This window comes from Kribbella hippodromi, assembly GCF_039531045.1.
GTDB classification, from domain to species: domain Bacteria; phylum Actinomycetota; class Actinomycetes; order Propionibacteriales; family Kribbellaceae; genus Kribbella; species Kribbella hippodromi.
In genome coordinates, this window is the sequence record NZ_BAAAPH010000010.1 from 20,725 (window position 1) to 37,853 (window position 17,129).

At 69.8% G+C, this 17,129-nt stretch carries 15 protein-coding genes; 4 read left to right on the plus strand and 11 right to left on the minus strand.

Features of this window, described 5'->3' with window-relative positions; genetic code table 11:
* Positions 1 to 76 precede the first annotated feature (76 nt).
* A complete protein-coding gene (locus ABD260_RS16865; protein ID WP_344234507.1) occupies positions 77 to 6,595 on the plus strand; it encodes a hypothetical protein in 6,519 nt (2,172 codons plus the stop codon).
* A gap of 55 nt (positions 6,596 to 6,650) precedes the next feature.
* Here the strand turns inward: ABD260_RS16865 and ABD260_RS16870 are convergent, their stop codons facing one another.
* The 11 genes from ABD260_RS16870 to ABD260_RS16920 all read right to left on the minus strand — a co-directional run bounded on the left by ABD260_RS16870 (position 6,651) and on the right by ABD260_RS16920 (position 14,534).
* Entirely contained in the window at positions 6,651 to 7,277 is a 627-nt protein-coding gene (locus ABD260_RS16870) for an acVLRF1 family peptidyl-tRNA hydrolase (protein WP_344234509.1), read from the minus strand.
* A complete protein-coding gene (locus ABD260_RS16875; RefSeq protein WP_344234510.1) occupies positions 7,265 to 7,678 on the minus strand; it encodes a type II toxin-antitoxin system VapC family toxin in 414 nt (137 codons plus the stop codon). The genes ABD260_RS16870 and ABD260_RS16875 overlap by 13 nt, the downstream gene beginning before the upstream one ends.
* Positions 7,675 to 7,902: a FitA-like ribbon-helix-helix domain-containing protein gene (locus tag ABD260_RS16880; protein WP_344234512.1), complete on the minus strand. Its 228-nt coding sequence runs from the start codon at positions 7,900 to 7,902 to the stop codon at positions 7,675 to 7,677. The genes ABD260_RS16875 and ABD260_RS16880 overlap by 4 nt, the downstream gene beginning before the upstream one ends.
* 67 nt (positions 7,903 to 7,969) lie before the next feature.
* Positions 7,970 to 8,350 carry a metal-sulfur cluster assembly factor gene (locus ABD260_RS16885; protein WP_344234513.1) on the minus strand — a complete coding sequence of 127 codons (381 nt, stop codon included), beginning with the start codon at positions 8,348 to 8,350 and terminating at the stop codon, positions 7,970 to 7,972.
* Positions 8,343 to 8,801: a Fe-S cluster assembly sulfur transfer protein SufU gene (sufU, locus tag ABD260_RS16890; RefSeq protein ID WP_184833096.1), complete on the minus strand. Its 459-nt coding sequence runs from the start codon at positions 8,799 to 8,801 to the stop codon at positions 8,343 to 8,345. Before sufU ends, ABD260_RS16885 begins: the two co-directional genes overlap by 8 nt.
* Before the next feature lie 2 nt (positions 8,802 to 8,803).
* Positions 8,804 to 10,063: a cysteine desulfurase gene (locus tag ABD260_RS16895; protein WP_344234515.1), complete on the minus strand. Its 1,260-nt coding sequence runs from the start codon at positions 10,061 to 10,063 to the stop codon at positions 8,804 to 8,806.
* On the minus strand, positions 10,060 to 10,821 hold the full coding sequence (gene sufC, locus ABD260_RS16900; protein ID WP_344234516.1) for a Fe-S cluster assembly ATPase SufC: 762 nt from the start codon (positions 10,819 to 10,821) through the stop codon (positions 10,060 to 10,062). The genes ABD260_RS16895 and sufC overlap by 4 nt, the downstream gene beginning before the upstream one ends.
* A gap of 23 nt (positions 10,822 to 10,844) precedes the next feature.
* Positions 10,845 to 11,183, minus strand: a complete 339-nt coding sequence (locus tag ABD260_RS16905) for a non-heme iron oxygenase ferredoxin subunit (RefSeq protein WP_344234518.1) — start codon at positions 11,181 to 11,183, stop codon at positions 10,845 to 10,847.
* The gene (gene sufD, locus ABD260_RS16910) at positions 11,180 to 12,400 is read right to left on the minus strand and encodes a Fe-S cluster assembly protein SufD (protein WP_344234520.1); all 1,221 of its coding nucleotides are present in this window, start codon (positions 12,398 to 12,400) and stop codon (positions 11,180 to 11,182) included. Before sufD ends, ABD260_RS16905 begins: the two co-directional genes overlap by 4 nt.
* A complete protein-coding gene (gene sufB, locus ABD260_RS16915; protein ID WP_344234522.1) occupies positions 12,400 to 13,812 on the minus strand; it encodes a Fe-S cluster assembly protein SufB in 1,413 nt (470 codons plus the stop codon). The genes sufD and sufB overlap by 1 nt, the downstream gene beginning before the upstream one ends.
* On the minus strand, positions 13,809 to 14,534 hold the full coding sequence (locus tag ABD260_RS16920) for a helix-turn-helix transcriptional regulator (RefSeq protein ID WP_344234523.1): 726 nt from the start codon (positions 14,532 to 14,534) through the stop codon (positions 13,809 to 13,811). The genes sufB and ABD260_RS16920 overlap by 4 nt, the downstream gene beginning before the upstream one ends.
* A gap of 138 nt (positions 14,535 to 14,672) precedes the next feature.
* Here ABD260_RS16920 and ABD260_RS16925 point away from each other — a divergent pair, with 138 nt between their 5' ends.
* The 3 genes from ABD260_RS16925 to ABD260_RS16935 are packed head-to-tail and all read left to right on the plus strand — an operon-like array spanning position 14,673 to position 17,120.
* The gene (locus ABD260_RS16925) at positions 14,673 to 15,389 is read left to right on the plus strand and encodes an ABC transporter ATP-binding protein (RefSeq protein ID WP_344234524.1); all 717 of its coding nucleotides are present in this window, start codon (positions 14,673 to 14,675) and stop codon (positions 15,387 to 15,389) included.
* Positions 15,386 to 16,162 (plus strand): ABC transporter permease, encoded by a 777-nt coding sequence (locus ABD260_RS16930; RefSeq protein ID WP_344234525.1) that lies wholly within the window; start codon positions 15,386 to 15,388, stop codon positions 16,160 to 16,162. Before ABD260_RS16925 ends, ABD260_RS16930 begins: the two co-directional genes overlap by 4 nt.
* A gap of 31 nt (positions 16,163 to 16,193) precedes the next feature.
* Positions 16,194 to 17,120 carry a COX15/CtaA family protein gene (locus tag ABD260_RS16935; protein WP_344234731.1) on the plus strand — a complete coding sequence of 309 codons (927 nt, stop codon included), beginning with the start codon at positions 16,194 to 16,196 and terminating at the stop codon, positions 17,118 to 17,120.
* Positions 17,121 to 17,129: the final 9 nt, after the last annotated feature.

Below are 17,129 nucleotides of genomic sequence, written 5' to 3' on the forward strand. Positions count from 1 at the left end.
GTTCATTGCTAATGTCCCCGTCCACAGCAGCCGGTGCCGTTCCGTGGCGCCGGGGTGACGAACGGGGAGTTCAGCAGTGGCGTCAGCGGCGGCCGGCGCCCGCGCACGAGCGCGGGCAGCACTCGGGGTAGCCCTCGGTCTGCTCGCGCCGGATGCCGTCGCCCGCGTCCTCCGCCGCAAGAACCTCAGAAGGCTCGAACGCCGGCTGACCCGTCGCGCCGCCGGCCGTGCCGACACCGACGATCGGCTCGTCGCCGAGGCGGTCGCACTGGTCGGTGCCGAGCTGAGCCGCACTCGCGGCGGCTCCCCCGCCGACGGCGCGACCGCCGCGCTGGACACCTTGCTGGATCTCCCCGACCTCCCGGATCCGCGCCGCGCGGAAGCCGAGGCGCTCCTGCAGAACGTGCTCGACGGCAACCCGCTGAGCACCGACGCCGATCTGCAGCGCCTGACCAGCACCCGCGCGCGGGACGTCAGCCACCGCCCGTACGCCGCGGATCTCCTCGCCACCGCTCGCAGCCTCGCCCGCGAGCCCGGGCCGACCTTTGAAGACGATGCCGAACAGCTGAGCCCGTCCCCCGCCCCGGCTCCTCGTCGCGTGTCCCGGCTGCAGGCTTACCGGGAGGCGCGGGCGCAGCGGTCCGTGCAGCGGCTCGCCGAGTACCGCGCGCTCAGCCGGGAGTGGTACCAGGCGGAGACCGGGCTGGGTGGGCGCCCGACCGCGGAGATCGAGCGCGAGCTGGCAAAGCTGGCCCGCTTGATCCGCCGTGATCGTCACCTGCCGCCAGACGCCGCCTCGGCCGAGCGGCTCTTCGAGCCGGTCGACGCGCCGGTCCGGAAGCCGGGGGACGCCTCGGTCCGGGAGCCGGGCGACGCCTCGGTCCGGGAGCCGGGCGCAGCTGAGGCGCGGGGGTCGGGTGGGGTTGAGGAGCGGGTTCGGGGGCGGGTGGGGCTGCTGGTTGGGCAGTTGGAGGCGGCTGCCGCGCATCACGGGCAGCGGGCCGAGGTGCGGACGGCGAGCGCGGCCGCGGCGCGGGAGCAGGCTGCCGAGCTGTTCGCGGAGGCCGATCGTCAGGGGGCGTTGGAGGACACGGCTGCGGGTGAGCGCGCGCGGAGGCTGCGGGTGCGGGCGGTCGCGCGGCTTCGGGTCGCTGAACGGCATACCAAGATCGCCACTGCCTGCACCACCGCCGCCGAGAGGGCAACAGGCGCTGCCCACATGTGCCGCGAGGCCGCTCTAGGCGGGGTGGGTGGGGCGAGCGGGCAGCTCGCCTCGGGTGCCGGGGTGCGTGGGGCGGACGGGCAGCTCGCCCCGGACGCCGGGGCGCGCGGGGCGGGCGGGCGGCTCGCCTCGGGTGGTGGGTTTGCGGGGGTTGTTGCGGCGGTCGAGGAGTATGAGCGGGCGAGTGCCGCGACCGTGCCGGCGGTGGATGTTCAGCACAACGGGTTGCCGTCTGGGCGGCTTCCGCACCTCAGCGCGCTGTGCAACGAGTTGAACGAGGCACTCGCCGAGCGCAAGGTGGCGTACCGGTTCACCCCGGACGTACTGCACCGGACCCTGCGCGGCGAGAGCCGGCGGGTGCTCTCGCCGGACGGTTTCGTGCTGACGATCGGCAACGACCCGCGGGCGGGCGTCGACAACCTCGTACAGCTCCACCTGCAACTCGACGTCGGCGAGCTGGAGGAAGTACTCGACAGCCCACTGGTGTTCGACGAAGCACAGGTCGGTCAGGTGGTTCAGGCCGGTTTCAGCGTCACCACTGCCTCGATGCGGAACCTCGGCTCGACCACCGACGCCAGCCTCCGCACCCTGACCAACGCCCTCCCCGACGGCAGCAAACTGAAAGCGGCGGCCGCGATCGTCGCCCCCGGCGTCACCGTCGGCGGCGGCCGTGGAGGTACGGTCAGCGGCGGCGCGACCGAGTACGCGCAAACCGGCGCGGTGGAAGCGCTCCGCGGCGAGTTCCTGCGCTACCGCTCGACCCGGCCGCGCTGGAACTGGCGGATCCGCGAGTCGCCGACCGCCGCGTGGTCCCCCGCCCACGTCGTCGACACCGGTACGGACCGCGACCGCACGACGCTCGAGCTCGGTTACATCCACACGTACACCGTCCCGCCCCCGGCCGAGACGGTCGACCTGGCGCGACTCGGTCTGTCCGCGGAGCGCAACCCGGCGATGCCGGAGGGGATGGCGACGCGGGTCGACGGTCTCAACGAGCTGTGCGACCGGACCATAGCCGAGCTGCACCGGCGGCTCGGCTCGCTCGATCGCGTCGGCCACGACCGGGTCCGCAGCTTGATCGCCGAGGACGGTCTGATCCGGCTGGACGAAACGACTCGGCCAGGCGGGGTGTGGCGGCTGATCACGAACGGCGGCCGGCCGGTGGCGTGGGCACAGCTGGAGACCATCGCCGACGTCGAGGCGGGCGAGCTGACCAGCGACAGTTCCCCGGACCACAAGCTCGAGCTCTGGCGGGTCGGCAACTCGGGCGCATCCGGCAGTCAGTCGGCCAGCAAGTCCCGATCCGTCGGCGTCAGCGCGAGCTATGCCGGTACGGCGATGTCGGATCTCGGATCGACGACCGCGGACCTCACGCCGGGCGTACGCGCCGGGCGGAGCACCAGTCAGGAGGACGCCGCCTCGACGGCCGATCTGGGAAGTCGTTGGAGTACCCAACGGATCGCGCCGACCGTCGGCGTGAAGCTGCCGCTGCGGCACAAGGTCACCGTGCATCGGCTCGATCGGGCCGAGTCGTTCTCGGTCGACGGTGGCGGCGACGCGTGGCTCCGGCTGGCCGAGCGCGACGCCTTCCGGTACGGCCTGCCGGTACCGGCAGCGGCACTCGTCCGCGACCAGGACGGTGAACTGCAACGCGGCGCTGACGGCCGGCTGTTGCTGCGTGGCGATCCGCAGCCACTTGACGTACCGCTGCGGCTGCCGACCTGGTCGGGCTCCGGGCCCGGCCAGTTGCGGGGCGCCGGTCCGGCGATGATCCGCCAGCTCACCGGTGCCGACGAGGCGCTGCGCGGTTTCCTGCAGCACCTGTCCGACGAGTCCCTCATCCCGCCGCTCGACGCCGACGGCAATCCGTTGCCGTCGGCCCTCGCCGGCGAGGACCCGGCGGTGATCCTGAGCCGGACCGAGAACTGGGAACGCGCCTGCCAGCAGATCGCCAAGCACCGGCTGGAGACCGGGTACGACCATGCCGCGCAGGACCGGCTGACCTTCCAGCTGACCGAGCACCGGACCGGATATCCGCCGCGGGTGAGGTCCTACCAGATCAACCTCAAGCAGCACTTCGACCGGGCCACCGCGATCGGTGCCGCCGACAACGACATGGTCGTCAACGTCGACATCGGCGTGAGTACGTCGGGCCGCTCCGGCAGCCGGTCGCAGAGCCTGCCGTGGTCGGCGCGGCTGAAGCTGACCGATGCTCCGGCCGCCGGCCAGGCCGGGGGTACGCCGAACGCGGGGGGATCGCTCGGGCGTACCTCGCGGGGCCGGTTTCTGGGCTGGTCGGCCAGCCGCGGCGCGTACCGGATGACAGTGGCCGAGTCGAGTTCGCGGGTCGCGGTGTTCGACATCCCGCACACGATCACGATCAGCGAGGTCACGGCGAAGGGTGACCTGGTGCCGATCGCGTCGTCGGAGGGCAGCGCGCAGGTCTGGCTGGACAGCGAGTTCTGCGCCCGGCCGGAACCGCCCGAACTCGCGCTGCGCGGCCGGGTCGCGCCGAGGTTGATGGACACGGCAACGATCCACCACGTCGACGCCCGGGATCCGATCGCGAAGCTGACCGCGGCCATTCCGGACCTGCGGCGTGGTGACAGCTCCGCGCTGCATCACCTGAGCGCGTTCCTGGCGCCGCGGAACCTGATCGGCCGGCCGGAGCTGCTGACCACCGAGTACCGGACCGCGCTGGCGGTCGGGAGCGCGCCGTCCGATCCGTTGGAGACGATCCGGCAGCGCGGGTTCGTGCCACGGCAGACCACGCTCAGCGTCACCACCCGGGTCGAGAATCTCCGGTACGTCGGCAGTGGGCAACCGATCCTTGCCGAGCTCAACCTGACGATGGCGTCCACCGGCAGTACGTCCGGGATGTCCACCGGTGTGACCGGCGGGATCAGCGGTGGCGCCGGTTCGATCGCCGGCGACGGGCATTCGTGGGCCAGCTCGATCGGGCTGACCAGATCGACGTCGACTTCGTCGAGCGCATCCGAAACCGCGAGTACGGCGGTCGAGCGGACCCTGATGCGGGACGGGCGGCACTACCAGTTCTGCGGTGACCTGATCTTGGCGGCACAGCTCCGATCCGGCGGCGCGAATCCCCAGGCCATTCCACTGGAGACCGGTGCGGTGGTCCTCACGCTCCCGGAGCGCGACGCGTTGCGTTCGTACGGACGGCGTGAACTCGATCTTCCGCTGCATCAGGTGTCCGATGCGGTCGAGCGGATGATGAACGGCAACCTCGTACTCCCCCGGCGTACGACAACCGCCTTGATCCGCCGGTACCGAACCGAGCAGCAGACACGGCACTCCGAAGATCAGTTGGCGGACCTGCTCCGCAAGGCGACCGGTATGGCCGAGCAGCCCGACCAGCGTCTGGACAGCGCGCTGGAGCAGGCCGAGGCACTGGCTCGGCAGCGGATCGAACCACAACTCCCCCGGCACTACGAACGGATGCTCGGCGCCGCACAGGTCGACTGGGCTTCGCTGCAGGACCAGGACGGCAACGACACCGACATGTTCCGCGAGGCTTGCGTTGCGCTGGCGCAGCACTCCCCTGAGGCGCTGGACGACCCGGTGCTGCTGAACGCGCTGCGCGGTGACCTGTCCGGTACGCGGTCGAACAACACGATGGACGACATGCTCGATCCGCGCGGCTTCGTGCGCGAGTTCCCGGTGAAGCTCGGGATGACGACGCGGAACGTCCGGGTTCGCGTACGCCTGAGGTTCGTCGGGCAGCCGAGCACCGAACCGGGTGGGGCGACCGGTCAGAGCGGCAACGGCTTCGGGCTCGTCCAGTTGTGGAACATGCGGGATCGGTCGCGGAGCGCCACCGAAGGCACCTCGTTCGGTGGGACGATCGACATCTCCGGCACCGACGGAGCGTCCGTGTCGGCCGCGGCCGGGGCCGAGCTCGGGACGTCGACGACGGCCGCGAGCAGCGAGACGAACACCCGGATCAGTACCGGGCTGGCGGTCGCCACGGCTCGGGTCGAGCGTGACTTCGAGGTCATCATCGAGGTCGAGGACTCGGCGACGCCCGGTGCGCCGGCTTCCCGGCGGCCGGTGACCCGGCGGGAGTCCACTGGGCGGATGAGTTTGGCCGTTCCCGAGTCGGTGCTGGACTCCGTACCGCCCGAGCAGGAAGTCGATGCGCCGGACCACCGGGCACCGGAGCTGCCGGCCAACTACCTGGTCGAGGGCACCCAGCCGTACCGGCCGGGCGAGGCGGAGGAGAACACGCTCTTCGACGCGGCCATCGATCGGCTCGGGCAGCCTGATCTGCTGACCCCGGAGGGCGTCGAGCTGCATCGCACCACACTCGAGTCCGCGCTCGGCGCGGCGAACCGGATGGTGACGTTCCAGGACATGGCCGGCTCGGCGGGGTACGAGCTGGTGCCGCTCGCGATTCCTGGGCAGACCGCACGGTCGGTGGTGGTCCGGGTGCGGGCCGAGGTGTCGGAGCTCGAGCTCGTCTCGGATCCGAAGGAGGGTTCGACGCAGCAGCTCGGTGAGAACACACGTGAGTTGCACGTCAGCCAGCTGACCGCGCGGAGCAACGAGTTGCTGCCGGGCTCGCGCACAGTCGGTGGCGGTACGCCCGGTGGCGAACTCAGTTCGAGTGTCACGGCCGGCCGGATGATCAGCAACCAGGACACCGGGACGGTCGGCGGGCGGCACGAGACCGGGGCGTACGAGTCGGGCGAGGTCGTCACGGTCAAGGTCAGTGTCGACTATCGGCTGGAGTTCGAGCGGTTCCGGAGCACGCGGCGCAATCGGGCCAAGGCCGAATTCACCGGCAAGCTGCCGAACGCGGGCTCCGGTGAGGCGTACCTGACGATGTTCCGGCACCAGTACGACGAGATGCGGGCGCGCATGGAGGCGAACCGTGCCCCGCAACGGCCGGCCGGACGGGTACGGACCGTGCAGGTGAATGTCGTTGGTGACCACGAGCATCCGTACCAGCCGTTGGTGGACGCACTGGCCCGGGCGCGGCGGGAGCACGTGAATGTCCGGCTGACCGTCCGTGCACCCGAAGGCGGGCGGACCACGTACGTCGCTCGGCCGGACGGGACGATGACGAGTCGAGGTGACGGTGGTTTCGCGGCCGCGTTCGCGACACTGCATCCGCGCCTCGCGGTACTCGCCGAGGGCCGGGTCGACCTCCGCGCGCTGCATGCGGCCGGCGACGGGTCACGACGCTTCACCGGTACGGTCGTCGATGCACTTCAGCAGCACGGAATTCCCGCGTCCGCCCTCGCCGAGACCGACTCCCGCATGGGCCGGTCCCACACCGGCGAAGACACCCCCCGCACCCCCGCCCGCCGAGGCCACACCGCCAACCCGGCCAATGGAATGACAATCTGACCCGGCTACTCAGGCCGGTCAGGGCAAGTGCTACTCAGGCTGGTCGGTGCGGGTGCTACTCGGGCTGGTCGACGGTGATGCGGATTGCCAGCGCGTCGACGCCGGCCTGCTCAAGCACCTTCTGTTTCGGATCAGCAACCCCGAGAAACGGCGGCCGGACCAACCCGGCGAGCTCCTTCAGCCGCGGATCCTCCAGTACCGTCTCGATCGCCCGCCGGTCACCCCCACACACCAGCACATCGAGGCGTGCCGGCACCAACACCCGTACCGCAACCTCGGTAGCCGCCGCAAACGCCTCCCGCGCCTGATTGTCCCGCCGCCGCGCATACCGCTGCTGAGACCACCCACCCGCCTTGGTAGTCCCCTGCACATGCCGCGCCCCAACCTTCGACGCCAGCAATTTGCCCCCAGCAAACACCCCGGCCCCATACCCACCCCGCCGAACCAGCAACACCCCTACCCGCCGCTCCACCAACACATGCGCCAGCAGCCCCTCACGCGACAACACGTCAAGGGGCTCGAACGGCACGGTCACAACGGCAGTAGACCCATCCTCAGCCGACACCGTCACACTCTCCGGCATCACCTCGTACCGCAGCACCCCGTGCCGCACCCCAAACCCATCCAGCCACTTCCCCAACCGCCCCGGCCCCACCGAGACGACGCGCGTCACGCGTCCCACGGGTTGATGACCTCGAGTCCGAATCCGGCGAAGTGCGCGACATTCCGGGTCGCGACCTGCGCGCCATGCGAAAGCACGATGGCGGCGATCATCCCGTCCTCGACCGACGTCGGCCGCCCGGCAGCCATCCGTTCAGCTCGCAGCTCGGCGTGCACGCGGGCCGCCTCTTCGTCGTACCCGAGTAGCCGGTCCTGTGCGGAAGTGACCAACCGATCCACGGCCGCCGTCAGCGCGGTCCGTCGCCGTCCTTCAGGCAGCCGGAGGACGCCGTACAACAACTCGTGAACCGTAACGGTGGTCAGAGCGAGCGAGCCGCCATGGTCGGCCAGCCAGCCGAGCACTGCCTCGCTCGGGTCCTTGCGGAGCGGCTCGGACAGCACATTCGTGTCGGCAACGATCACGACAGGTCGAGCTCCCGGGGCGCCGACCGGTCGGGCAGCTCGAGCGCGTCACCACGAAGGTCCTCGGCACTGTCCAGCCAGTCCTCGATGAAACCCCGCGGCGCGACTGCGGCGTCCAGGATCGCCCTCGCCTCGGCCTCCATCGACCGGTTGTGCCGGGCCGCGCGCCGTTTCAGCGCCCGGCGGGTCTCCTCAGGCACATTGCGCAGCGTGAGTGTGGCCATCAGCGCCTCCCTGAACTCCGGCAATCTGCTGTCAATGCTAGCAGAATGCCGGAGCCGGGGAAGTAACTCACACGTTGAAGCCGAGGGCGCGGAGTTGGTCTCGGCCGTCGTCGGTGATTTTTTCCGGGCCCCACGGGGGCATCCAGACCCAGTTGATGCGGAAGTCGTTGACCAGGCCATCGAGGGCCATCCGGGTCTGGTCCTCGATCACGTCGGTCAGCGGGCAGGCCGCCGACGTCAGGGTCATGTCGATGATCGCGGTGCTGGTGTCGTCGACGGTGATGCCGTAGATCAGGCCCAGGTCGACGACGTTGATCCCGAGCTCGGGGTCGACCACGTCCTTCAGGGCCTCGTTCACGTCCTCCACCGCCGGCGGGGTGGAGCCGGTCTGAGCGGCCGTCAGGTCGACCTCGGGCAGCTCGATCTTCTCGTCCGTCTGGTCAGCCATTGCTCACTCCTTCTCTCGTCGCCAGGGCCTGGGCGGTGGCATCGCGCCACGCGGACCAGCCCAGCAGCGCACACTTCACCCGGGCCGGGAACTGGGCGACGCCGGCAAACGCCACGCCGTCCTCCAGAACCTCTTCGTCCGGCTCGACATTCCCCCGGCCCTGCATCAGTTCCAGGAACTTCTCGTACGTGGCCATCCCCTCGGCCACCGGCTTGCCGATCACCAGGTCCGACATCACCGACGTCGCCGCCTGGCTGATCGAGCAGCCGACGCTGTCGTGCGTGACCGCCTTCACGGTGTCGCCGTCCAGCTCGACCCGGAGCGTGACCTCGTCCCCGCAGGACGGGTTCACGTGGTGCACCTCCACGTCGTACGGATCCGCGAGCCCGGCGTGATGCGGGCTGCGGTAGTGATCCAGGATGATCTCCTGGTACAAGCTGTCGAGCTGCATTATCAGTCCACCTTGAAAAACGATCGGACGAACCCAAGACCGTCGACAAGCGCGTCGATCTCCTCGGGAGTCGTGTACAGGTAGAAAGACGCTCTGGTCGACGACTGCATTCCGAACCGCTCGTGCACCGGCCGCGCGCAGTGGTGCCCGGCGCGGACCGCGATGCCGCGGGTGTCCAGCACGGTCGAGACGTCATGCGGGTGTACGCCGTCCAGCGCGAAGCTGATCGCACCGCCGTGATCGGTCGCATCCGTCGGCCCGAGCAACGTGAGCCCCGGAACGGTCTTCAGCCCTTCCAGCGCGTACTCGACGATCGCGTGCTCGTGCGCGGCGATCTTGTCCATCCCGATCCCGGACAGGTAGTCCAGCGCCGCACCGAGCCCGACCGCCTGCGCGATCGGCGGCGTACCGGCCTCGAAGCGGGCCGGCGGCGGCGCGTACGTCGAACCGGTCATCCGGACGACCTCGATCATCTCGCCACCACCGAGGAAGGGCGGCAGCGACGCGAGCAGGTCGTACCGGCCCCAGAGCACGCCGATCCCGGTCGGGCCGACCACCTTGTGCCCGGTGAAGACCAGCAGGTCCGCGCCCAGCGTGGACACGTCGACCGGGAACTGCGGCACGGCCTGCGAGGCGTCCACGACGACGGTCGCGCCGACCGCGTGTGCCTTGGCGGCGATGTCCTTGATCGGGTTGATCGTGCCGAGCGCGTTCGACACCCAGGTCAGCGAGACCACCTTGGTGTCCGGGGTCAGCAGCTCGTCGACGTTCGACAGGTCGAGCCGGCCCTCCTCGGTCACGCCGAACCACTTGAGCGTCGCGCCGGTCCGCTCGCAGGCGAGCTGCCACGGGACGATGTTGCTGTGGTGCTCCATCTCGGAGATCACCACCACGTCCCCCGGCTTCAGCCCGGCGCCGAGCGTGTGCGCGGCCAGGTTGAGCGCCTCGGAGGCGTTCTTGGTGAAGACGATCTCGTCCCGGTTGGTGGCGCCGAGGAAGGCCGCGACCTTGTCCCGGCCACCCTCGTACGCGGCGGTCGCCTCGGCACCGAGCTGGTGCATGGCCCGGGCGACGTTCGCGTTGTGCTCGAGGTAGTGCTCCTCGATCGCCCGCACCACCTGGCGCGGCTTCTGCGAAGAGTTCGCCGAGTCCAGGTACACCAGCGGGAACCCGCCCGCGAGCTCACGGGACAGGATGGGGAAATCCGCCCGGACCGACTGCAGGTCCAGCGGACTGCTGAATGAGGTCCGGGCAGAGGTCACTTCGCGCCTGCCTTGAGGAAGCGCTCGTAGCCGTTGGCCTCGAGCTCCTCGGCCAGCTCCGGTCCACCTTCCTCGGCGACCCGGCCGTCGACGAAGACGTGCACGAAGTCCGGCTTGATGTAGCGCAGGATCCGGGTGTAGTGCGTGATCAGCAGGATGCCCTTGTCGCCCTGCCCGGCGAACCGGTTGACGCCCTCGGAGACGATCTTCAGCGCGTCGATGTCGAGTCCGGAGTCGGTCTCGTCGAGGATCGCGATCTTCGGGTTCAGCAGCTCCAGCTGGACGATCTCGTGCCGCTTCTTCTCGCCACCGGAGAAGCCCTCGTTCACGTTGCGCTGCGCGAACTCGGGGTCCATCTGCAGGTCGCCGAGCGCGGTGTTCACGTCCTTGACCCAGGTCCGCAGCTTCGGCGCTTCGCCGTCGATCGCGGTCTTCGCGGTCCGGAGGAAGTTCGCCACCGAAACGCCCGGTACCTCGACCGGGTACTGCATGGCCAGGAACAGGCCGGCCCGGGCCCGCTCGTCGACGGACATGTCCAGCACGTCCTCGCCGTCCAGCGTCACCGAACCACCGGTGATGTTGTACTTCGGGTGCCCGGCGATCGAGTACGCCAGCGTCGACTTGCCGGAGCCGTTCGGGCCCATGATCGCGTGCGTCTGACCACCGGCGATGGTCAGGTCGACGCCGCGCAGGATCTGCTTCGGCCCGGCTTCGGTGTCGACCGAAACCTGCAGGTCGCGAATCTCGAGTGTCGCCATGAGTTTCTCTATCTCCGTCGTCGTTACAGGGAAGCTTGGTTGATGGGGTTCTTCACGTCGACCAGCAGGTCGTCGCCGTCGACCCGGACCGGGTAGATCGGCACCGGGTCGTACGCGGGCAGGCTGGTCGGTTCACCGGTGCGCAGGTCGAAGCGGGAGCCGTGCAGCCAGCACTCGATCTCGCACTCGCCGACGTCACCCTCGGACAGCTGGATCTGCGCGTGCGAGCACTCGTCCCGGACCGCGAAGAACTGCCCCTCGCTCTTCACGACCGCGACCTCCACCCCGCCGACCTCGACCGGGACCACGCCCTCGTCGGGTACGTCGGCGGTGGCGCACGCGCGCTCGAAGCTGTCGCTCACTTGCCCGTGACCGCCTCTTCGCCCGATGGGCGCAGTGCGGCTTCGCTCAGCTCGGCGGCGCGGGCGAGCTTCTCCTCGATCACGTCGTGCAAGCGGTCGGTGACCTCCGGGACGCCGATCTTGCCGATGATGTCGTTGAAGAACCCGGCCACCACCAGCCGGCGGGCGGCGTCCTCGGGGATGCCGCGGGCCTGCAGGTAGAACAGCTGCTCGTCGTCGAACCGGCCGGTCGCGGACGCGTGCCCGGCGCCCTCGATCTCGCCGGTCTCGATCTCCAGGTTCGGCACCGAGTCGGCGCGGGCGCCGTCGGTGAGCACCAGGTTCCGGTTCAGCTCGAAGGTGTCGGTGCCTTCGGCCGCGGCCCGGATCAGGACGTCGCCGATCCACACCGAGCGGGCCTGGTCACCGGCCAGCGCGCCCTTGTAGAGCACGTTGCTCTTGCAGTTCGTGGCCTCGTGGTCGACGAACAGCCGGTGCTCGTGGTGCTGACCGGACTCGGCGAAGTACACGCCGACCAGCTCGGCGTCGCCACCCGGTCCGGCGTACCGGACGTTGGTGCCGACCCGGACGACCTTGCCGCCGAGGGTGACCGCGACGTGGTGCAGCCGCGCGTCCCGCCCGACCAGCGCGTCGTGCTGGGCCAGGTGGATCGACTCGTGGTCGCCCTGCTGGATGGCGACCACCCGCAGGTCCGCGCCGTCGCCGACCTTGATCTCGACGTTGGTGCTCAGCTCGCCGGCACCGGTGTGGTCGACGATCACGATCGCCTTGCTGTGCCGCCCGGCCTCCACGATCAGATGGCCGAAGCCACGGCCGCCGAGGCTGGCGACGTTCACGTGCACCGGCTCGGTCAGCTCGGCCTCGACCGGAATCCGCACCGCCAGCGCCTCGCCCGCGTGGTTCCAGGCGACCGCGGCCGACCGGTCCTGCGGGGTGAGCACCTTCAGCGCGTCCGCGGCGACGGTCTCGATCACCACGCCGTCCGGGCCGGAGGCGTCCAGCTTCGGCGACTCGGTGCCGGCCGCGTCCTCGAACAGGGCCTTCAGCTGCTTGACCGGCGTGAAGCGCCACTCCTCCTCGCGCCCGGTCGGCACCGGGAAGTCGGCCACGTCGTACGACGTGGGCCGCTCGCTCCGGGCCTGCAGCGGGACCGGGGACCCCGGCCCGTGCGAGTGCGCCTTGTTGCCGGTAGCAACAAGCGTTTCAGCGGACGACATCAGCCGACGGCCCCTTCCATCTGCAGCTCGATGAGCCGGTTGAGTTCCAGCGCGTACTCCATCGGGAGCTCGCGGGCGATCGGCTCGATGAAGCCGCGGACGATCATCGCCATCGCCTCGTCCTCGGCCATGCCCCGGCTCATCAGGTAGAAGAGCTGGTCGTCGCTGACCTTCGACACGGTCGCCTCGTGCCCCATCGCCACGTCGTCCTCGCGGACGTCGACGTACGGGTACGTGTCCGAACGGCTGATGGTGTCGACCAGCAGCGCGTCACAGCGCACCGTGGACTTGCTGTGGTGCGAGCCCGGCGCCACCTCGACCAGACCGCGGTACGAGGTGCGGCCGCCGCCCCGGGCCACCGACTTCGACACGATCGAGCTCGACGTGTACGGGGCGTTGTGCACCATCTTCGAGCCGGCGTCCTGGTGCTGGCCCTCGCCCGCGAACGCGACCGACAGCGTCTCGCCCTTGGCGTGCTCACCCATCAGGTAGACGGCCGGGTACTTCATCGTCACCTTGGAGCCGATGTTGCCGTCGATCCACTCCATCGTCGCGCCCTCTTCACAGGTGGCGCGCTTGGTGACCAGGTTGTACACGTTGTTCGACCAGTTCTGGATCGTCGTGTACCGGCAGCGGGCGCCCTTCTTCACGATGATCTCGACCACCGCGGAGTGCAGCGAGTCCGACTTGTAGATCGGCGCCGTGCAGCCCTCGACGTAGTGCACGTAGGCGTCCTCGTCGACGATGATCAGGGTGCGCTCGAACTGGCCCATGTTCTCGGTGTTGATCCGGAAGTACGCCTGCAGCGGGATGTCCACCTTGACGCCCTTCGGGACGTAGATGAACGAGCCGCCGGACCAGACCGCGGTGTTCAGCGAGGCGAACTTGTTGTCGCCGACCGGGATGACGGAGCCGAAGTACTCCTTGAAGAGCTCCGGGTGCTCCTTCAGGCCGGTGTCGGTGTCCAGGAAGATGACACCCTGCGCCTCCAGGTCCTCGCGGATCTGGTGGTACACGACCTCGGACTCGTACTGGGCGGCGACGCCCGCGACCAGGCGCTGCTTCTCCGCCTCCGGGATGCCGAGCTTGTCGTAGGTGTTCTTGATGTCCGGCGGCAGGTCCTCCCAGGAGGTGGCCTGCTTCTCGGTGGACCGGACGAAGTACTTGATGTTGTCGAAGTCGATCCCGGACAGGTCGGCACCCCAGGACGGCATCGGCTTGCGGCCGAAGAGCTTCAGGCCCTTCAGGCGCAGCTCGAGCATCCACTCCGGCTCGTTCTTGAGGGTGGAGATGCCTCGCACCACGTCCTCGCTCAAGCCACGCTGAGCCACCGCGCCGGCGGCGTCGGAGTCGGCCCAGCCGTACTGGTAGTTGCCGAGGCCTTCCAGTTCGGGGTGAGCGGTTTGCGTCATCGGGTAGTCCTCGCAGATTCGCCGTCGGTAACCGGGGCAGCAGGAACCGCACCCGGGATATGGGTAGTGCAGACACCGTCGCCGTGGGCGATGGTGGCCAGGCGCTGCACGTGCTTGCCGAGGAGTCTCGAGAACACCTCGGTCTCGGCCTCGCACAGCTGGGGGAACTGCTCGGCCACGTGCGCGACCGGGCAGTGGTGCTGGCAGAGCTGGGCGCCGTGGCCCGCCTCCGCCGTGGAAGCGGCGTACCCGTCGGCCGTCAGGGCCTGCGCGAGCACCTCCGCCTTCCGGCTCTCGGGAGCCAGGGCGACCTGCTCCCGGTACCGCTCCTCGACCTCGGCGACACGGCGCCGGGCGAACTCCGCGACCGCGTCGTCACCGCCGGCTTCGGCGATGAACCGCATCGCCGTCGCGGCCAGGTCGTCGTAGGCCTGGTGGAAGGCGTGCCGGCCGGTGTCGGTCAGCACGAACACCTTCGCCGGGCGGCCGCGGCCGCGCGGGCCGTAGACCCGCTCCTCGCGGGCCTCGACCAGGCCCTGGTCGAGCAGGTGGTCCAGATGGCGGCGGACCGCCGCCGGGGTGAGCTCGAGCCGCTCGGCCAGCACCGCGGCGCTGGACGGGCCGTTGGTCAGGATCGAGCGCGCGACCCGGTCCCGAGTGGACTCGTCCCGCGCGCTGCCGGTGCCGTGGGAGGCGGCTCCGCCGGTCGCAGGATTTTTCACAACATCAGTGTCGCGTAATTCCCCGGGGCCTTCAAATAAGGTTCCCCTAACCGGTTCACCGGCGCAGGGGGTGCTCAGGCGGGGCTCAGGGGGGAGGCGTGAGCGAGGTCACTCCGGGCCCTTCTCTATGCTCAGCACGTGCCAGTCGCGGTGGAGATCGACAAGCTCGTCGTGCGGTACGGCGAGAAGACCGCGGTCGACGGCCTGAGTCTCACCGTAGCCGCCGGCACGGTGACGGCCGTGCTCGGCCCGAACGGGGCCGGCAAGACCACGACCGTTGAGACCTGTGAGGGCTTCCGGCGCCCGGATTCCGGCCGCGTCCGGGTCCTCGGCCTGGACCCGCTCGCCGACCACGACAAGCTGATGCCGAAGATCGGCGTGATGCTCCAGGAAGGCGGAGCGTGGTCGGGCGTCCGCGCGGTGGAGATGCTCCGGTACGTGGCGACGCTGCACGCCCATCCGCTCCACCTCGACGGACTGGTCGAGCGGCTCGACCTGGGCAGTTGCGGACGCACCCCGTACCGGCGGCTGTCCGGTGGCCAGAAGCAGCGGCTGTCGTTCGCGCTGGCGATCGTCGGCCGGCCGGAGATCGCGTTCCTGGACGAGCCGACCACCGGGCTGGACCCGCACGGCCGGCGGGAGATCTGGCAGCTGATTCGCGACCTGCGCGACGATGGAGTCACGGTCGTACTCACCACGCACGCGATGGACGAGGCGGAGCAACTGTCCGACCAGGTGCATGTGGTGTCGGCCGGCACGGTGATCGCCTCCGGAACGCCGGACAGCCTCACCGAGCACCACACCAAGTCCCTCGAGGACGTGTTCCTCGAGCTCACGAAGCCGGATGCCCGATGACCACGTACGCACCGCAGCCCGGCAGCGCGCCCTGGCCGCGCAAGGTGCTGAGCCACACCCGGATGGAGTTCAAGCTCCTCATCCGGAACGGTGAGCAACTGCTGCTTGCGCTGGTGATCCCGCTCGGCATCCTGCTCTTGCTCGGCGGTACCGGTCTGGGTGAGCGGTTGCCGCTCGGCAGCGGGCGGCCGATCGACGAGGCGGTGCCACGGGTGCTGGCGCTTGCTGTGCTGTCGTCGTCGTTCACGTCCTTGGCGATCGCGACCGGGTTCGAGCGCCGGTACGGCGTGATCAAGCGGCTCGGCGCCTCTCCCCTGTCCCGCACCGGTCTGCTGGCCGGGAAGATCGGCGCCGTGCTGATCGTGCAGGTGATCCAGCTCGCGGTCCTGATCGGCACCGGCTTCGCGCTCGGTTGGCATCCGCACGGCGGCGCCCGGGCCGCGGTCGGTGTGATTCTCACCATTCTCTGCGGTACGGCGGCGTTCGCGTCGCTCGGACTGCTGATGGCCGGCGTGCTGCGGGCCGAGGCGACGCTCGCCGCCGCCAACCTGTTGTACCTCCTGCTGCTGGTCGGCGGCGCGGTGATGACGCCGGTGGACGAGTATCCCGGCGGCATGCAGGGCGTCGTCCGCGTACTGCCGAGTGCCGCGCTGGCGAACGGCCTGGCCAACTCGACCGTGGAAGGGGTGATCCCGTGGGCCGCTGCGCTATCGCTTGCGCTCTGGGCGGCAGTCCTCGGGTACCTGGTCTCCCGAACGTTCCGATGGGACTGAGCGTGATTCAGAGCTTTAGAGTGTGCCGGTGATGACGACGGAAACCCCGCCCCAAGAGACCGAGCCAGTCAGCGGATTCTGGCGGCTGGTGCCCGAGCCGAGCCTGGACGTGGTCCGGCGCTGGGGCTGGGCCTCGGTGGCGGTCAACATCGGCATCGTCGTCACCGGCGGCCTGGTCCGGCTGACCGGCTCCGGTCTGGGATGCCCGACCTGGCCGTCGTGCACCGACGAGTCGTACGTTCCGCATGCCGCGCTCGGTGTCCATGGCGCGATCGAGTTCACCAACCGGATGCTCGGCTTCGTGGTCGCGATCGTTGCCATCTGCACCTGGCTGGTCGTGATGCGGTACCGCCCGATCCGCCGCGACCTGCGCAGGCTGGCGACGGCGGCAGCGCTCGGCGTACCGCTGCAGGGTTTGATCGGCGGCGTCACGGTGCTGACCGGGCTGAACCCGTGGATCGTGTCCGCGCACTTCCTCGTCTCGCCGATCATCATCACGCTCGCGGTGTCGATGCTGCGCCGGTCGCGCAACAGCCCGTATCCACACACTCCCCCGGTGGTCCGCGCGCTCGCTACCGCCGCTGTGGTGGCGGTCTGGCTGACCGTTGCCCTGGGCACGGTCACCACCGGCGCCGGCCCGCACTCCGGTGACCCGGAGACCGGGCGTAACGGGTTCAACCCCGAGCTGGTCAGTCAGCTGCACTCGGACGTGGTGTTCGGGCTGTTCGGCATCACGATCGCGCTGGTGATCGCGACGCGCGTCACGGCCACTTCGCGTACGCTCCGCAAGCTGGCTGCCTGGTTGCTGGCGATCGAGCTGGTGCAGGGCGCCGTCGGCTTCACGCAGTACTTCACCGGTCTGCCCTGGCCCGTTGTGCTCGTCCACATGTTCCTGGCCGGGTTGCTGATCGCGCTCGTCACAGCTGTGTACGGCGAACGCGGTACGCCCGCGACCTAGCACGGGCGC

Excerpts from the sequence above, each read along its gene's own strand:
- ABD260_RS16885 (WP_344234513.1), bottom strand. The coding sequence starts at position 8,350 with ATGGCTGACCAGACGGACGAGAAGATCGAGCTGCCCGAGGTCGACCTG.
- ABD260_RS16930 (WP_344234525.1), top strand. The coding sequence starts at position 15,386 with ATGACCACGTACGCACCGCAGCCCGGCAGCGCGCCCTGGCCGCGCAAG.
- ABD260_RS16935 (WP_344234731.1), top strand. The coding sequence starts at position 16,194 with ATGACGACGGAAACCCCGCCCCAAGAGACCGAGCCAGTCAGCGGATTC.
- sufB (WP_344234522.1), bottom strand. The coding sequence starts at position 13,812 with ATGACGCAAACCGCTCACCCCGAACTGGAAGGCCTCGGCAACTACCAG.
- sufC (WP_344234516.1), bottom strand. The coding sequence starts at position 10,821 with ATGGCGACACTCGAGATTCGCGACCTGCAGGTTTCGGTCGACACCGAA.
- sufD (WP_344234520.1), bottom strand. The coding sequence starts at position 12,400 with ATGTCGTCCGCTGAAACGCTTGTTGCTACCGGCAACAAGGCGCACTCG.
- ABD260_RS16880 (WP_344234512.1), bottom strand. The coding sequence starts at position 7,902 with ATGGCCACACTCACGCTGCGCAATGTGCCTGAGGAGACCCGCCGGGCG.
- sufU (WP_184833096.1), bottom strand. The coding sequence starts at position 8,801 with ATGCAGCTCGACAGCTTGTACCAGGAGATCATCCTGGATCACTACCGC.